The following is a 16,109-nucleotide window of genomic DNA, read 5'->3' as shown; positions in this document are numbered from 1 at the left end:
GGCTGGGGTCCGGGTCCTCAGCAATCGGCGGCGATCAGCGCCGCCACCACTGTCTCAACATCGTCAAAATGTGCCGCCGCCGGCTCGGGCGGTCGCGCCAGCATGATCACCGCGAGGCCGAGACGGCGCGCGGCCTCAAGTTTCGACCAGCCGATCCTGCCGCCGGAATTTCGGCAAACAAGATGGGTGACGCCATGGGCGGCGAGGGTGTCCGCCTCGGCATCAGGGGAGAGACCCGGGCGTCCCAGCACGAGAGTGGCATCGAAAGGCAGAGGCGCGGCGGGCGGATCGATCATGCGCAGCACGAAGCGGCAATCGCGTCGGCGCGCAAAAGCGCCAATGTGCTGGTGGCCAAGGGCGAGAAAGGCCGTGGATGCTTCAGGCAGGCGCGCGGCGGCGGCCTGCAGGCTGTCGACGATCTGCCACTTGTCCTCGGATCGAGGCTGCCAGGGCGGCCGGCACAGGCGGTAGAGCGGTGTCGCGGTCTCAGCCGCAGCCGCCGCGGCATTGGCGGACATTTGCGTGGCGAAGGGATGCGTGGCGTCCACCAGGGCCGAAATGGCATTGTCTGCGAGATAGCGTGCCAGGCCTTCGGCGCCGCCAAACCCGCCGCTGCGCACCTGGCCGGGAAGCGGCCGTGGCGCTTGCGTTCGGCCAGCCAGGGACGTGACAATGCGCCATTGCGGCGCGTCCTCAACAAGCCGGGCTGCCAGGTCGGCGGCTTCCTGCGTGCCGCCGAGAATGAGCACCGCCCTGCTCTCTTGGCGGGAGCGCCGTTCAGCGGGCATGGGCAAGGATCGCGCCGGACCGGCTGATGACCATCACATCGACGCTGACCGGCGCGCCGCGCATGACATCGAGCGCCTGGGCGTGCGCCCTTTCGGCGATGATTGCGGCCAGGTCGATGCCCTGTTGGCGAGTCAATTCAAGGGCTTCGAGCGCCGTGTTGGCAGATCGAATCTGCTGGTTGAGAGATTGATTCACGTCGCTTGGTGTGGCGGTGTCGGCGAGCCACTGCATGTCGACCTGGCTGCGTCCGGAATGCAGGTCGAGGGCGCCCTGCGCCAGCTTGGTGAGCTTGGCAAAACCGCCGGCAATGGTCAGCCGGTCAACCGGATGGGCGCGCAGATATTTCAGCAGGCCGCCGGCAAAATCGCCCATGTCGAGACAGGCAATTTCGTCCAATTGGTAAAAATTTCGGGCCGCGGTCTCGGATGTCGATCCGGTGGCGCCGAGCACATGGGTCAGGCCGGCGGCGCGCGCCACGTCGATGCCGCGATGGATCGAATGGATCCACGAGGAGCAGGAGAAGGGCTTGACGATGCCGGTCGTGCCGAGGATCGACAGGCCGCCGACGATGCCGAGGCGTGGATTCCAGGTTTTCTCGGCGAGGGCCGCGCCGCCGGGGATGGAGATGGTGATGGCGAAATCGGGCGCGATGGCGTGCCGGGCGCACAGGGCCTCGGCCACCTCACGCATCATCCGGCGCGGTACCGGATTGATCGCCGGTTCGCCGGGGGGGATGGGCAATCCGGCAAGAGTGACGGTGCCGACCCCTTCGCCGGCATGGAAACTGATGCCGCTGCCGACGGGGGCACGGCTAACTTCAGCGCTGATCGTGGCGCCGTGCGTGATGTCGGGATCGTCGCCGGCATCCTTGATGATCGAGGCCTGGGCGCAGTCTTCGCCGCGCTTTTCAGCGCACAGGGCGAAGCTCGGCGTCTGGCCGCCCGGCAAGGTGATCTCGACCGGGTCGGGGAACTCACCCTCGAGAAGCGCGGTGAGGGCAGCCTTGGTGGCAGCAGTGGCGCAGGCGCCCGTGGTCCAGCCGCGGCGCAAAGCGGTGGCGGACGGGGAATCGCTGTCGTCGGTCTCGGCACTCATCCAACCACTTTATTCGCCTTTGCCGATTGCCGATATAGCCGGCTGCCGATAGACCGGAAAGAGCGAAACCAACTGGGACAGTGATGATCGACGGATGGGAAAAACTGACGGCCGGACTGCCGGAGATGCAGCCCGGAGAGGTCTGGCTGGTCGGTGCCGGTCCCGGCGATCCGGGTCTTTTGACGCTGCATGCCATCCATGCCCTGACGCAGGCTGACGTGATCGTGCATGATGCGCTGGTCAGCGATGCCTGTCTGGCGCTGGCCAAGGAGGGGGCGCGGATCGAATATGCCGGCAAGCGCGGCGGCAAGCCCTCAGCCAAGCAGCGCGACATCTCGCTGCGGCTGGTTGAACTGGCGCAGGCGGGCGGGCGCGTGTTGCGCCTGAAGGGCGGTGACCCGTTCGTTTTCGGCCGCGGCGGCGAGGAGGCGCTGACACTTGTCGAGCACAATGTCGGCTTCCGGGTCGTGCCCGGCATCACGGCGGGGATCGGCGGGCTGGCCTATGCCGGCATCCCGGTCACGCACCGCGAGACGAATTATTCGGTGACCTTCCTGACCGGACACAGTTCCAGCGGACTGGTGCCCGATCGTATTGACTGGGATGGCGTTGCGCGCGGCAGCGAAGTGATCGTGATGTACATGGCGATCAAACATATCGAGACGATCTTCGCGCGGCTGATGCAAGCCGGCCGGCGGGCCGATGAAGCCGTGGCCTTTGTCACCGATGCCTCGACGGAGCGGCAACGGGTGCTGGTGACCACGCTGGGAGCCGGCGTTGCCGATCTGCGCGCCGCCGGCCTGGAGCCGCCGGCGATCGTCGTCATCGGCGAAGTGGTGCATCTGCGCGAGGCGCTGGACTGGCTGGGGGCCGCAGAAGGGCGGCAACTGGCGCATGATCCGCTCGGCACGCGCCGCATTGTCCGGAAGGACAGCGCATGAAGGGGCTGATGATCGCGGCGCCGCAATCGGGATCGGGCAAAACGACGGTGACCCTCGGCCTGCTGCGGGCCCTGCGCCGCAACGGCATCGCGCTGGCACCAGCCAAGGCCGGGCCGGACTACATCGATCCGGCCTTCCATACGGTGGCGGCCGGCGCCCCCTGTCTGAACTTCGATCCCTGGGCCATGCGCGCCGATCTGCTGCGGGCCAATGCCAGCCTGGTCGCCGGCAACGAACGCACCCTGGTGGTCGAGGCGATGATGGGCCTGTTCGATGCGGCGGCAGATGGGAAGGGATCGTCAGCCGATCTCGGCCGCCTGCTTGGCCTGCCGGTGGTGCTGGTGATCGACTGTGCGCGGCTGTCGCATTCGGTGGCGCCGCTGGCGCGCGGCTTTTTCGACTTTGCGCCGGATGTCTATGTCGCCGGTGTCATCCTCAACCGGGTCGGCAGCACCCGGCATGCGGCCATGCTTTCGGCTGCACTCGCCGACTGTAACATCACGGTTTACGGCAGCCTGCCGCACAATCCGGACCTGACCGTGCCGGAACGGCATCTGGGACTGGTGCAGGCGCAGGAAAACGATGCGCTTGAAACTTTCATCGAAGCGGCGGCCGACCATGTTGCCGCGCACCTGGACATGGCGGCGCTGACACGCCTTGCGCGGCATGGCATGGCGTTTGAAGTGCCGGCCAACATCTTGCGCCTGCCGCCGCTCGGGCAGCATATTGCCGTGGCGCGCGATAAGGCGTTCTCTTTCATCTATGAACATCTTCTGTTCGGCTGGCGGCGGCGTGGCGCGACCATCAGCTTCTTCTCGCCGCTGGCGGACGAAGGACCGGATTTGAGTGCGGATGCGGTGTTCCTGCCCGGCGGCTATCCGGAATTGCATGCCGGCCGCATCGCGGCGGCGCAGGGATTTCGCGACGGCATGGCGGCCGCGATCGACCGGGGCGCGATGGTCTATGGGGAGTGCGGCGGCTACATGGTGCTCGGTGACGTGCTTGTCGATGCCGCGCATGTGGAGCATGCGATGCTTGGCGTCCTGCCGGTGACGACCAGCTTTGCGCAGCGCCAGCGCCATCTCGGCTATCGCAGACTGACGCCGTGCAACGGTTTTATTTGGGATTCGCCGCTTACCGGCCACGAATTCCACTATTCCAGCGTGGTGCGCGAGAGTGCGGCGGACCCCTTGTTCATGGTCACGGATGCGCGCGGCACAGACCTTGGCGCTGCCGGCCAGCGGCGCGGACGAGTGGCAGGATCCTATATGCATATCATTGATATTGCCGGGGAATAGCCGATGGTGGTTCACGGCGGGGCGTTGCGCGAGGCGATGGAGCACAATGGCGGCGAGGCCGCAGAGTGGCTCGATCTGTCGACCGGGATCAGCCCGCATTGCTTTCCCTTGCCCGATCTTCCCACCGCGACGTGGCAGCGGCTTCCCGATCCGGGGCTCGTGGAGGCGGTGGCGCAGGCGGCACGCGATTTTTACGGCGGCGCTGATGCGCCCTGCATCACCCCTGGCAGCCAGGCGGCGATCCAGCATCTGCCGACGCTGGCGCGCCTGATCGATCCGAAATCCGGCCATGTCGCGGTGCTGGCGCCGACCTATGGCGAATATGAAGCGGCGTTCACGCGGGCCGGTTACGCGGTCAGCGCGGCCCGTGATTTGGCGGATGCGGCCGGGTCTGATGTTGTCGTACTGGCCAATCCGAACAATCCGGATGGGCGGCAGGTGCAAGCGGAAGGGCTGCTCGATTTCGCGCGGGCCCGGACGGGCCGGCTGACCGTGATCGATGAGGCCTTTGCCGACCTGCATCCGGATGTGTCTGTGGCGCGATGGGCCGGCGAAGTGCCCGGCCTCGTCGTGTTGCGCTCGTTCGGCAAGTTCTTCGGGCTTGCGGGCGTACGGCTTGGCTTTGCCTTTCTGCCCGCGCCGCTGGCTGTGGTGCTGAAAACGGCGCTCGGGCCATGGCCGGTGTCGGGACCGGCGCTGGAGATCGCCCGACACGCGTTCTCGCGCCCGGACCTCGTGGCGGCACAACGAGCGTGCAATCTGGAGGCTCATGCGCTGACGCGGTGCGCTCTTGTGCAATCTGGACAGACCATTGTGGGGGAGACGAAGCTGTTCTTCCTGATCGCGGTGGCGGATGGCGCCCGCGCGCGGGCCGCCCTGGCACAGCGCCACATCCTGTCCCGCGCCTTTGACCATTCGCCGCGCTGGCTTCGACTTGGCCTGGTGCGCGATGAAAAAGAGGCGAGCCGGCTCAAGGCGGGGCTGGCCGGTTTGCGCGTGCCGAACGGATGCTGATCTCGCCGTTCTTCCTGCATCTCATGATCCTCGCCGGTGCGCTCGGGCTGGACCGGCTCGTCGGTGACCCGCCGCGCCTGTGGCGGCGTGTGCCGCACCCGGTGGTCGTTTTCGGCAGGTTGATCGGCTGGGCGGACGAGGCCCTGAATGATCCCGAGCTTGCGCCGGATCGCCGCCGTCGCAGGGGGGTGATCGCCATGGCGCTGCTGAGCGTCCTGGCTTTTGCAACCGGGCTTGGACTGCATCTTGCCCTGACCGCATTGGGCTGGGCCGGCCTGCTGCTCGAATTGCTGATTGTTGCGGTTTTCCTGGCGCAGAAAAGCCTGTTCGAACATGTCGCTGCGGTGGCCGACAGCCTGCAGCGCGAGGGACTTGAGGGCGGCCGCCGCGCCGTGGCGCAGATTGTCGGGCGCGATCCCGAGACGCTTGACCGGCCGGGCGTCTGCCGCGCGGCGATCGAGAGTCTGGCCGAGAATTTTTCCGACGGGCTGGTGGCGCCGGCCTTCTGGTTCGCGGTTCTCGGCCTGCCGGGCCTGATGGCCTACAAGATGATCAACACGGCGGATTCGATGATCGGGCATCTGTCGTCGCGGCATCGCGATTTCGGATGGGCCGCAGCGCGTCTCGACGATGTCGTGAACTGGCCGGCGGCTCGGCTCAGCGCAGCACTGCTGGCGATCGCGGCAGCAGCCATTCAGGGCATGACGTCCGGATGGCGCGCGATCAGTACGGCGCGCCGCGATGCGGGCGTGCATCGGTCGCCAAATGCGGGCTGGCCGGAATGCGCCATGGCCGGGGCGCTCGACCTGCCGCTCGGGGGACCGCGACGCTACGGAGAGGTGGTTGTCGCAGCGGTTCCGCTCAACGCAGCCGGTTCGTCGTCGGCCTCGGTGGCCAGACTGCGGCTGGCGCTGTCGGTGGCGCAGGGCGCAGCCGTGGCCGGCCTGCTGCTTGTGCTCGGCGTGGCGCTGGTTGCGGCACTGATCGCGGCTGGCTGAAGCGCTTTTTTGCCGAATCACCGGCATTGCAATCCGGTTTTTAACTTTTTCTGATGCGGTTCACCCTATAGGTTTAGGTGGGGGGCGAAGCTCAATGGGCTCGAAGGGGAGCGAGAAGCGTCATGAGAAAGTATTTCGTAGCCGCGGCAGTGGCACTCGGTTTCATTTTGTCCGCCACTTCAGCGCAGGCGGCTCGCCTTGTCGCCAAGGTCGATCTGTCTTCCCAGACAATGGTCGTCTCGCAGAACGGCAAGGTCACATATCGCTGGAGGGTATCGACAGGTCGCAAGGGCTATGGCACGCCGACGGGCAGCTATTCGGCCAAATGGCTGTCGAAGAATCATCGCTCGCGGAAATACAACAATGCGCCGATGCCTTACTCGGTTTTCTTCCGCGGCGGCTATGCGGTGCATGGCACCTATGATCTGAAGCGGCTCGGCCGCCCGGCATCGCACGGCTGTATCCGCCTGCATCCGAACAATGCGGCAAAGTTCTTCCGGCTGGTGCAGCGTTACGGCAATTCGAACACGCGCATCGTCATCAAGTGGTAGAAATGCGCCGCCCGGTGGGTGGTGCGGTGTGTAAAGGTCCGGCGCGCCTTTCGCGCGGCGGACCGGCAACGCAGACATGCGCTGCGGCTTAAAGCTTTGACTTGATGTTCCAGCGGTCGTGAAACCACTGCCACTGGCCGGGATATTCCCGCACCCATGTTTCGACCTTGTCGTTGAGCACCTGGCAGGTGGCGACGACATCGATCTGACCGTCGGCGTTGCGCGGCAGCTCCAGGGCCGGCTCGATTGACAGGCGAAAGCGCCCGCCAGGCAAGCGGATGCAACGGGCCGGATACACATCACAGTCGAACTGCCGCGCCAGTTTCGGCAGCAGCCGATTGGAGATCACCGGCAGCCCGAAAAACGTCGTCTTCGGTCCGCGGTGGAATTTCTGATCGACCAGCATGCCGACGCCTTCGCCGTCCTCGAGCTTGCGGGCAAGGGCAATCGCCGCGCCGGCCTGCGAGGGCACCAGATTGCCCATGCGGCCGCGGCGCGCGGCGAGAATGCGCTCGGCGACATAGGGATTGTTGGGCGGGCGGAACAACACCGTGGTATGCAAATCGTACGTGGCGGCGGCAATGGGCAGCAATTCGAAATTGCCCGTATGGGCGGTGAAGACGATGAACGGCTTCTGCGCGGCACGCAGCTGCGAAAAGATCTCTCTGCCTTCCACTTCGATCCGGCCCTTATCCGGCTGCTCGGGATCGAAATCGAAAATCTGATCGAGAAAGACATATTCCACCGCGAGGCGGGCCATGTTGCCCCACATGTCGCGGGCGATCCGCTCACGCTCATCGGCGGATTTTTCCGGATAGGCCCGCTCGAGATTGGCGAGGGCCAGCTTGTGGCGGAAGGTGCGCGGACCGATGCGCCGCGCCAGCCGATCGACGAAATTGATCGAGGCATCGGCGGGAAACAGCGCGGCGATGCGCAGAACCGAGACGGCCACCAGCGCGATCATCCAGTCCTTGACCCGGCCGAGGCGGTTGGCGAGCCGGATGACCGACGGCGGGGCGTGGTGCAGCTTCATCTGCTGCCTCAGTCCATTCTCAGAATGATCTTGCCGAAGACTTCGCGGGTTTCCATACGCTCCAGGGCAGTGGCGATATCGCTCAGAGCGACCTCGGTGTCGATGACCGGCCGCACCTGGCCAGCGGCCAGCTTGAGCATTGCATTTGCCATGTTTTCGCGGCGGCAGCCGAACGAGCCGATGAGGCGCAATTGCTGCTGGAACAGCATCATAAGGTTGATCTCGGTCGACACGCCGGAGGTTGAGCCGCAAGTGACGAGACGGCCGCCGCGCTTCAGGCTGAACATCGAGCCGGCCCATGTATCCTTGCCGACATGCTCGAAGACCACGTCGACGCCGCGCTTCTTCGTCAGCTTGCGCAACACGCCTTCAAAGCGGTCCTTGCGGTAATTGATGACATGATCGGCACCGAGCGCCAGCGCCGGCTCGATCTTGTCGTCGGAACCGACCGTCGTATACACCGTGCAGCCCAGTTTCTTGGCCAGCTGGATCGCGGCGCTGCCGATGCCGGAGCCACCCGCATGGATGAGGATATGTTCACCGGGCTCGAGCTTTGCATTGTCGAACAGCATGTGTTCGACGGTGCCAAAGGTCACCGGCGCGACGGCAGCGGCGACGACATCAATACCGGGCGGCGCGGGAACCAGCAGACGGGCCGGCAGATTGACCTTTTCGCAGGCGAAGCCGTCAAGATGGAAGCCATGCACGCCGCTGACATGTTCGCACAAATTGTCGCGGCCTTCGCGGCATGGCTTGCACAGGCCACAGGTGCGCGCGCCGTAGATCGAGACGAGCTGGCCGGGCTGCAGATGGCCGACGCCGGCACCGACCGCCTCGACAAAACCGGCTGCTTCGGCGCCGATGGTCAGGGGCAGCTTGCGCTTGGCGAAGGCCATGCCGCGCCATCCCCAGACATCGATATGGTTGAGGGCGACGGCGCCGATGCGCACCGTCACCTCACCGAGGCCGGGCGCTTCCGGTGCACTCACATCGACGCATTCAAGGCGACGGTCTTCGATCAGTTGCAATGCCTGCATGCCGATATCTCCCCGGGGCGGGGCCCTTTATTGTTGCCGGTCCGGATCGTGGCCGCGTGCCGCACACGCGCGCAACGCGCCTTTCGGAGCGCTCACTGTGGACGACGGCCTGGTTCAGACACCGCTTAAGCGGGTTCGGCCCGCATGACAAGGCAGGCATTCTGTCCGCCAAAGCCGAACGAGTTCGACAGGACGCTGGCGATGGGCACGTCGCGCTTGACGTTGGGCACGGTGTCGAGCGGGATGGCCGGATCGGGCGTGTCGTAATTGATGGTGGGCGGCAAAGTCCCGGTTTGCAGCGACATCAGCGAGAACACGGCTTCGATGGCTCCGGCGGCGGTCAGCGTATGGCCGATCATCGACTTGTTCGAGGAGACGGGGATGTCCGGCATGCGGTCACCAAAGACACTGGAGATGGCGAGATACTCCATCTTGTCGTTTTCCGGCGTCGAGGTGCCATGGGCGTTGATGTAATCAATGCCATCCTCGCCGAGGCCGGCGTCCTCGAGCGCGCCGCGAATGGTGGCGATCGCCGGCCCGCCGTCGGGAGAGGAGCGGGTGCGGTGGAAGGAATCGGCTTTCTCCTTGCAGCCTGCAACGATCCCGAGAACGCTCGCGCCGCGCGCCGTGGCCGCAGACAGCGATTCGAGCACAAGTGCTGCGCCGCCCTCGGCGATGACGAAGCCATCCCGGTTCTTGGTGAATGGCCGAGAGGCCTGCTCGGGGGCTTCATTATGACGCGACAGCGCCGAGAGCAGCGAAAACCGGATCAGCGATTCAGCGGTCACCGATCCATCTGTGCCGGCGACCAGCGTCCTGTCGGTTCGGCCCTGACGGATCGCCTCGACGCCGAGCTGGATGGCCGTGGCGCCCGAGGCGCAGGCGGTCGACAGCGTCACCGGCAGACCGCGCGTGCCGAACTCGTCGGCGAGTCGATCGGCGATGGTTCCAAACGAGATCTGATCGTAGAAGTGCGGGTCCGGCTGTTGCCGCAACAGCTTGAGAAACTGTGTATAGGCATCGCTATCCCGGTCGGCCTCGGCGACGCGCTCGCCAAGTTCGAAGCGGGCTTGCCACTCCGGCTCGATCGGCGGCGCGGCGAGAAACAGCGGACCGCCAAACTCACCGGAAATCTGGGCCTGGGCGAGCGCCTCGCGCATCGTGGAGCGCGCAAAAGTCATCGAACGCTCGACGACATCGGCGTGCGGTGCGGCGGCAAAGTCGATCAATCCGCCAATGGTGGTGGAGAGGTGGTCGGTGGGGAAACGGCTTATGGAACGGATCCCCGAGCGGCCGGCGGTCAAAGCATCCCAATTGTCCTTGATCCCCTCGCCAAGCGAGGTCATGACACCCATCCCCGTCACGGCGACGATCGGGCGGCCGAGGTGGTCGAGAAATTTATCTTGGGCCATCGCTTCGTTCCTCGGTTTCCGGTGTCCTCGTCAGGCTCAGCACTTCAGTCGAAGCGTGAGACGCGGGCCATGGCCTCGCCACGGCGCATGCCGGACGCTGCTATGACCGCGGTGCGCGCCGGTGTGTTCCCTTGCCGATCATCCGCGGCGAGGGGTGCCAGAGGATGATCTGCAGCCACGGCAAGCGCGGCGAGGGCGACGCTCAGGGGGAATTGCGCTTCGACGCTGTGGCCGAAAGCCGTCACCGGCCGGCGCAGCGTGGCATCGGGGTACAATTGGTCGATGCTGGCCGCCTGGCGGGCGTCGATCGCCGGAATGCCCGGAGCGGCGGAGACCACCAGATCGACGGCCTGCGCTTCCGGGGCAACCGTGTCTGCCAGCCGGATCAGCCGCTGTTCGAGGCGATTCTCTTCACGGCTGCCGCGGTCACCGGCCACGGCGTCGAGCGTGGCATAGATGCGGGCGCCGCGCGCCTCTGCCGCTGAACGCTCTTCCAGCACCATGAACGCGCCGACGGTTCCCAGCACCACACCGTCGGGACGGACGGACGGATCGCGGCTTTGCGCCAGGGCGCGGTCGTTCTGGCCAAGCGAGGTGACGTGGAACATGATATCAGGGCGCTCGGCGACGAAGGCACTGCCGACGAGGCAGCGGGTGGACTGGCCGGCGGCGATGCGCGCATGCGCGATCTCGAAGGCGGATACGCCGGCGCTCTCTTCGCCCATGAATGTGCGGGATGATCCGGTCACCTTGTGCACGATGGTGATGTTGCCGGCGAGCAGGTTCGACAATTGCGCGAGGAACAGCGTCGGACGCAGTTCGGTTGTCAATTTCTCGTTGAGCACGATCTCGCGGTCATCGCGCCCGCGCGCCGCCTCGACAATCAGGGAATCGACCGCGACGTCGCGCTCGCCACCGCCGGCGGCAACGAAAAGGTCCATTTCGGCGCAGGCATCCAGATCCTCTTTCAGGCCTGCATCGTCCAGCGCCAGGCCGGCGGCATAGACGCCGAGGCGCTGCCAATTCTCCATCTGCCGCTGATCGCCGCGGCGCGGAATCTGCCCACTCCAGTCGATCTCGGGCAGCGGATGCACCGGGTGAGACGGCAGCACATCGAAATCGAGGACCGGCAGCAGCGGCTCGGCGCCGCGGAGCTTCTCGACATGGGCGCCGAGGCCGACGCCGAGCGAGGTAACAAGGCCGATACCGGTGATGACGACGTCGCGACCGGATTTCGGGTGCATGTCGGTCATGATGTACCTTCCTGATCGAGAGGGGCAGCGCCTTCAAGTCCGACCTCGGCTGCCCGCCGGCGAATCACCGGACCCAATGGCGTGTCTCCAAGCGGGACGGTGCGGAACTTCAGCTGGCAGTCGGCGACCGGTTTGCCGGCTGAGCGGATGGTGCCTTTGGTGACGGCGAAACCTGATCCTTCGTGCACCAGTTCCGCCCCTATCGCAAGGGCGTCCTCGGGGCGCACGAAATCGCGCAGCTTGGCCTTGTCGACGGCCATCAGGAAAGGCATGTGCGCGAACCGGCTGTGCGCAAGGATGAGGAAACCGCTCGCCTGCGCCATGGTCTCGATCAGAAGGACTCCCGGCACCAGTGGCATACCCGGGAAGTGCCCTTCAAAGACCGTGCTGTCCGCCGGCACCGTGCTTGAAGCCTCAAGCCGCCCGGCGCCGGGATCGAGCGCCGTGACGCGGTCAATCATCTGGAAATATTCAAGCAGCATTCGACCGGATCCGCCCGAGATTCAAGATCAGGCCTTGGCCGCCCGCAATTCGTCGATCTTGTTGCACAAATTTCCGAGCACGAAGTATTCCTCGGTGGGCGCCTTGCCCTCGTTGACCTCCTGGGTCCATTTCTCGAGCGGAATCTTGATGCCGAATTCCTTGTCGATGGCGAAAACGATGTCGAGAAAATCAAGGCTATCGATGCCGAGATCGTCAATCGTATGACTTTCGGGCGTAATGGTGTCGCGGTCGATCTCGCTGGTTTCAGCGATGATGTCGGCGACCTTGTCAAATGTTGCGGTCACGCGTGTCTTCCTTCTTGCATTGCAAATTTGCGGGCAGCTATAGAAAAAACCATGGCAAAAGCCAATGGCCTTGATGTCATCCCGATTTTCCAAGTCGCAGGACCAGGCCGCTCAGTGGAGCGGCGGGGCCCCGTCCGGATGGCCGATGCTGCTTCCTCGGCGGATGAGAGGCCACAGGCTGTGCCGGTATGGCCGTTTGTTAGGGGCAGTTTCTAGCCGCTGGTCTTCAGCGCACAAACTGGATAAACTTATCGTCATACGACAAAGATGGCGTCTTTTTGCTATTTCCCGCGGGGGGTACAGTACGAGACGAGATCATAATCCTTTGAAAGCCGGTAATGATCGCGCGCCTGATTGGCAGATTTAATGATGAAAACCTGAGGCTGAAAGAGGCTATCGAGGGTGAGAACACCCGCGAGATCTCGGAGCTGGACGACAAGATCAGTCGGCTGGTCGACGAGATCTTCTCCTATTCGGCGGCCAGGCGGAGCGACATCAACCGGCAGATCAGCTTCTTTTCACGTATGATCGAGCTGCATCAGGATGACCCCGGTGGGTCTGGCCGGTATTCTGCAATGCAGGTGCGCTTGTTCAACCGCTATCTCAGCCGAGCCTCCAATGCCGGCCATGCGGTCCTGCGCGATACGCATGATGGCAATGATCTGTCACTTCAGGAACTTCTGCTCAGTTCGCTCAGTGAACAGATCGCCGTCATCGGCCACGATAACACGCTGATCTACTGCAACGATGCCTTTGCGCGGTTTCACGGCGCAGCTGCCGGCGCTCTGATCGGTGTGCACAGTGCCGAACTGGTCGGTGAGGAGTGTTTCATCAGAGCGCTGGAACCGGCGCTGCAGGCCTGCCTGAGCGGCAAGCGCACCCGATACGAGTTCTCGTGCTCGGGCTGCGACAGCTGGCGTGAGGGATTGCGCTATCGCCTGACGGCGCTGCGCGGCCCGGACGGCAATGTGGCGGGTGCCATTCTTATGGATGGCGGCCACTGAAACGGCGCGCCCCGTCGGTCGCGGCGCGGCAGCTGGACCGGGAATTCGCGGAAGCGTTTCCGCGTGTTGCCGATCGTCGGCGTTGCCATTGACGAACCGGACCGGCTGCGACATTTACGTTCACGTCAATTTCGCGTCGTTGCAAACGGATGGTGCCCGCCACGGTGTCAACGTGTTTCAGGTGCCGCAGCGCGCGACTCGACAGGCCGCCGGTCATTTGTCACAAGATGGCGGATTAATTGGGATGTCTGGCGCAGCGCTTGCGGCTTTTCGAAGCGCGTCAGAGAGCAGAGGATCAAGGGATGGAGCTTCCGGAACGCGAGAGCATGGAATTCGATGTGGTGATTGTCGGAGCAGGGCCAGCAGGCCTGTCGGCAGCGATTCGCGTCAAGGAACTTGATCCCGAACTGACGGTGGTCGTGCTCGAAAAGGGCGGCGAGGTTGGCGCGCATGTCCTGTCAGGCGCCGTCGTCGATCCGAGTGGCATCGACAAGCTGATCCCCGACTGGCGCGACGATCCGGAATGTCCGTTGAAAACCGAGGTCAGTGCCGACCATTTTATGGTGCTCGGCCCGGCCGGCTCGGTTCGCCTGCCGAACTTCATGATGCCGCCGATGCTGAACAATCACGGCAATTACATCGTCTCGCTGAGCAATGTGTGCAAATGGCTCGCCGCCCGGGCCGAGGCTCTTGGCGTCGAGATCTATCCCGGATTTGCCGCCTCGGAAGTCCTGTACAACGAGGCCGGTGCTGTGAAGGGCGTGGCGACAGGCGACATGGGCGTCGGGCGCGACGGCGAGCCGGGAAGTTCCTACGCACGCGGCATGGAGCTGCATGGCAAATATGTGCTGATCGGCGAGGGCGTGCGCGGTTCGCTGGCCAAGGAGCTTATCGGGAAATTCGCGCTGGCGGAAAACCGCGAGCCGCAGAAATACGGCATCGGGCTCAAGGAGCTCTGGGAAGTCAAACCGGAACACCACAAGCCGGGTCTGGTGCAGCATTCGTTCGGCTGGCCGCTCGACATGAAGACCGGGGGCGGGTCGTTTCTCTATCACTACGGTGACAACCTCGTGGCGGTCGGTTTCGTTGTTCACCTGAATTACAAGAATCCCTATCTGTCGCCGTTCCAGGAATTTCAGCGCTTCAAGACGCATCCTGCGATCGCACCGGTCTTCGAAGGCGGCAAGCGGGTGTCATACGGTGCGCGGGCGATCACCGAGGGAGGCTGGCAGTCGGTTCCGAAACTGGCCTTCCCAGGCGGCGCGCTGATCGGATGTTCGGCCGGCTTCGTCAACGTGCCGCGCATCAAGGGCTCGCACAATGCCGTTCTGACCGGAATGATGGCCGCCGAGCACCTGGTCGAGGCGATTGCAGCCGGGCGCGCCAATGACACGCTGGAGAGCTACGAGGATGCGTGGCGCGATTCAGCCGTCGGCAAGGATCTGAAAAAAGTACGCAACGTCAAACCGTTGTGGTCGAAATTCGGCACGATCGCCGGCATCACGCTGGGCGGCTTCGACATGTGGCTGAATGCCTTGCTCGGAGTCTCGGTGTTCGGCACGCTGAAACACGGCAAGCCGGACCATGCCTGCCTGGAGCCGGCCAGCAAGCACAAGCCAATCGACTATCCGAAGCCCGACGGCGAACTGACCTTCGACCGCTTGTCCTCGGTGTTCCTGTCGAACACCAACCACGAGGAAGACCAGCCGGTGCATCTGCAGGTCAAGGACATGGAATTGCAAAAACGGTCCGAGCACGACGTGTTCGGCGGTCCGTCGCAGCTCTATTGCCCGGCGGGGGTCTACGAATGGGTCGAGGAAGGCGGCAAGGACGTCTATGTGATCAACGCGCAGAACTGCGTGCACTGCAAGACCTGCGACATCAAGGATCCGAACCAGAACATCAACTGGGTGCCGCCGCAGGGCGGCGAGGGCCCCGTCTATCAGGACATGTAGGGGCGCTCTGCCCGGCGATTGAGGACGAGGCGATGACCGACCTTCTGCCCGGGTTTGACAGCCGCCATGTAGAAGGGGCGAACGGTTGTCCGATCCACCTGCGGATCGGCGGCGCCGGACCGGCGCTGTTCCTGTTGCATGGCTATCCGCAAAGCCATGCCACCTGGCACCGGATCGCGCCGCAACTGGCGGAGCAGTTCACGGTGATCGTACCGGATCTGCGCGGCTACGGCGAAAGCGGCGCGCCGGTCGCGGCGGCGGATGGCAGCACCTACGCCAAGCGGACGATGGGCGCCGATATCTTTGCGGTTGCCGATCGACTGGGGATCGAGCGTTTCGCTCTTGTCGGGCATGATCGCGGGGCGCGTGTGGCCTATCGCATGGCATTTGACCGGCCGCAGCGTATCGACAGGCTGGCAATCATCGAGGTGGTGCCGACGGCGGAGATGTGGGCGCATTTCGATGCGCGCATGGGCTTGAAGGCCTATCACTGGACATTCCTGGCGCAGCCGGAGCCATTGCCGGAGACACTGATTGCCGCCGACCCGACCTTTTACGTGGATTGGACCTTGAAGAGCTGGACAGCTGCGCAATCGCTGGAAACCTTCAGCCCGGGCGCGTTGGCGTCCTACCGGGCGGCTTTCCAGGATCCGGCCCGGGTGGCGGCGATGTGCTGGGACTATCGCGCCGGCGCCGGCGTCGACCGGGCGCTGGACGAGGCAGACCGGGCGGCAGGCCGAAAGATCGCCGTGCCTTTGCATTTCATCTGGTCGGCGCACGGCTTTCCCGCCAAAACCGGCGATCCGCTCGCCATCTGGCGAGAATGGGCCGATTGTGTAACGGGCAGCGGACCGATCGATGCCGGGCACTTTGCCATGGAGGAGAATCCGCAGGCCGTCCTTGATGCGCTGCTGCCGTTCCTGGCTGATGCCGACTGACGG

16 protein-coding genes are annotated in these 16,109 nt (G+C 64.5%); 8 read left to right on the top strand and 8 right to left on the bottom strand.

The annotated features are described in order from the left end of the window. Positions 1–17: 17 nt before the first annotated feature. The gene (locus KY465_RS00455; RefSeq protein ID WP_346432578.1) at positions 18–749 is read right to left on the bottom strand and encodes a cobalt-precorrin-6A reductase; all 732 of its coding nucleotides are present in this window, start codon (positions 747–749) and stop codon (positions 18–20) included. Positions 750–777: 28 nt separating this feature from the next. After that, entirely contained in the window at positions 778–1,884 is a 1,107-nt protein-coding gene (locus KY465_RS00450; protein WP_219157236.1) for a cobalt-precorrin-5B (C(1))-methyltransferase, read from the bottom strand. An 83-nt stretch (positions 1,885–1,967) separates the two neighbouring features. Between KY465_RS00450 and cobA the strand changes: the two genes are divergently transcribed. The 5 genes from cobA to KY465_RS00425 all read left to right on the top strand — a co-directional run bounded on the left by cobA (position 1,968) and on the right by KY465_RS00425 (position 6,686). Beyond that, positions 1,968–2,825 (top strand): uroporphyrinogen-III C-methyltransferase, encoded by an 858-nt coding sequence (gene cobA / locus KY465_RS00445; RefSeq protein WP_219157233.1) that lies wholly within the window; start codon positions 1,968–1,970, stop codon positions 2,823–2,825. After that, a complete protein-coding gene (locus tag KY465_RS00440) occupies positions 2,822–4,123 on the top strand; it encodes a cobyrinic acid a,c-diamide synthase CobB (RefSeq protein ID WP_219157230.1) in 1,302 nt (433 codons plus the stop codon). The genes cobA and KY465_RS00440 overlap by 4 nt, the downstream gene beginning before the upstream one ends. 3 nt (positions 4,124–4,126) lie before the next feature. Beyond that, entirely contained in the window at positions 4,127–5,137 is a 1,011-nt protein-coding gene (cobD, locus tag KY465_RS00435) for a threonine-phosphate decarboxylase CobD (RefSeq protein WP_219157227.1), read from the top strand. After that, positions 5,131–6,135 (top strand): adenosylcobinamide-phosphate synthase CbiB, encoded by a 1,005-nt coding sequence (gene cbiB / locus KY465_RS00430; RefSeq protein ID WP_219157224.1) that lies wholly within the window; start codon positions 5,131–5,133, stop codon positions 6,133–6,135. Before cobD ends, cbiB begins: the two co-directional genes overlap by 7 nt. A gap of 122 nt (positions 6,136–6,257) precedes the next feature. Next, on the top strand, positions 6,258–6,686 hold the full coding sequence (locus KY465_RS00425) for a L,D-transpeptidase (protein WP_219157222.1): 429 nt from the start codon (positions 6,258–6,260) through the stop codon (positions 6,684–6,686). A gap of 88 nt (positions 6,687–6,774) precedes the next feature. Here KY465_RS00425 and KY465_RS00420 read toward each other — a convergent pair whose 3' ends face one another. The 6 genes from KY465_RS00420 to KY465_RS00395 form a co-directional block, all read right to left on the bottom strand. Beyond that, positions 6,775–7,719 carry a lipid A biosynthesis lauroyl acyltransferase gene (locus KY465_RS00420; RefSeq protein WP_219157219.1) on the bottom strand — a complete coding sequence of 315 codons (945 nt, stop codon included), beginning with the start codon at positions 7,717–7,719 and terminating at the stop codon, positions 6,775–6,777. An 8-nt stretch (positions 7,720–7,727) separates the two neighbouring features. Beyond that, positions 7,728–8,756 carry a zinc-binding dehydrogenase gene (locus KY465_RS00415; protein WP_219157215.1) on the bottom strand — a complete coding sequence of 343 codons (1,029 nt, stop codon included), beginning with the start codon at positions 8,754–8,756 and terminating at the stop codon, positions 7,728–7,730. Between the two features lie 125 nt (positions 8,757–8,881). Continuing rightward, positions 8,882–10,168: a beta-ketoacyl-ACP synthase gene (locus KY465_RS00410; protein WP_219157212.1), complete on the bottom strand. Its 1,287-nt coding sequence runs from the start codon at positions 10,166–10,168 to the stop codon at positions 8,882–8,884. Between the two features lie 44 nt (positions 10,169–10,212). After that, on the bottom strand, positions 10,213–11,421 hold the full coding sequence (locus KY465_RS00405) for a beta-ketoacyl-ACP synthase (RefSeq protein ID WP_428982901.1): 1,209 nt from the start codon (positions 11,419–11,421) through the stop codon (positions 10,213–10,215). Beyond that, entirely contained in the window at positions 11,418–11,903 is a 486-nt protein-coding gene (locus tag KY465_RS00400; RefSeq protein WP_219157209.1) for a 3-hydroxyacyl-ACP dehydratase FabZ family protein, read from the bottom strand. Before KY465_RS00400 ends, KY465_RS00405 begins: the two co-directional genes overlap by 4 nt. Before the next feature lie 27 nt (positions 11,904–11,930). After that, positions 11,931–12,209, bottom strand: coding sequence for an acyl carrier protein (locus tag KY465_RS00395; RefSeq protein WP_219157206.1), 279 nt, complete (start codon positions 12,207–12,209; stop codon positions 11,931–11,933). A gap of 338 nt (positions 12,210–12,547) precedes the next feature. On the opposite strand from KY465_RS00395, the gene KY465_RS00390 reads away from it, so the two are divergent. The 3 genes from KY465_RS00390 to KY465_RS00380 all read left to right on the top strand — a co-directional run bounded on the left by KY465_RS00390 (position 12,548) and on the right by KY465_RS00380 (position 16,106). Next, entirely contained in the window at positions 12,548–13,213 is a 666-nt protein-coding gene (locus KY465_RS00390) for a PAS domain-containing protein (protein ID WP_219157203.1), read from the top strand. A 302-nt stretch (positions 13,214–13,515) separates the two neighbouring features. Continuing rightward, positions 13,516–15,168 carry an electron transfer flavoprotein-ubiquinone oxidoreductase gene (locus KY465_RS00385; protein ID WP_219157200.1) on the top strand — a complete coding sequence of 551 codons (1,653 nt, stop codon included), beginning with the start codon at positions 13,516–13,518 and terminating at the stop codon, positions 15,166–15,168. 32 nt (positions 15,169–15,200) lie between these two features. Continuing rightward, on the top strand, positions 15,201–16,106 hold the full coding sequence (locus KY465_RS00380) for an alpha/beta fold hydrolase (RefSeq protein ID WP_219157197.1): 906 nt from the start codon (positions 15,201–15,203) through the stop codon (positions 16,104–16,106). Positions 16,107–16,109 lie beyond the last annotated feature (3 nt).

The organism is Neohoeflea coraliihabitans (assembly GCF_019334345.1).
GTDB lineage: Bacteria > Pseudomonadota > Alphaproteobacteria > Rhizobiales > Rhizobiaceae > Pseudohoeflea > Pseudohoeflea coraliihabitans.
The sequence above is the reverse complement of the archived record's forward strand: the minus strand, read 5'-3'. Positions and strand labels throughout refer to the sequence as shown.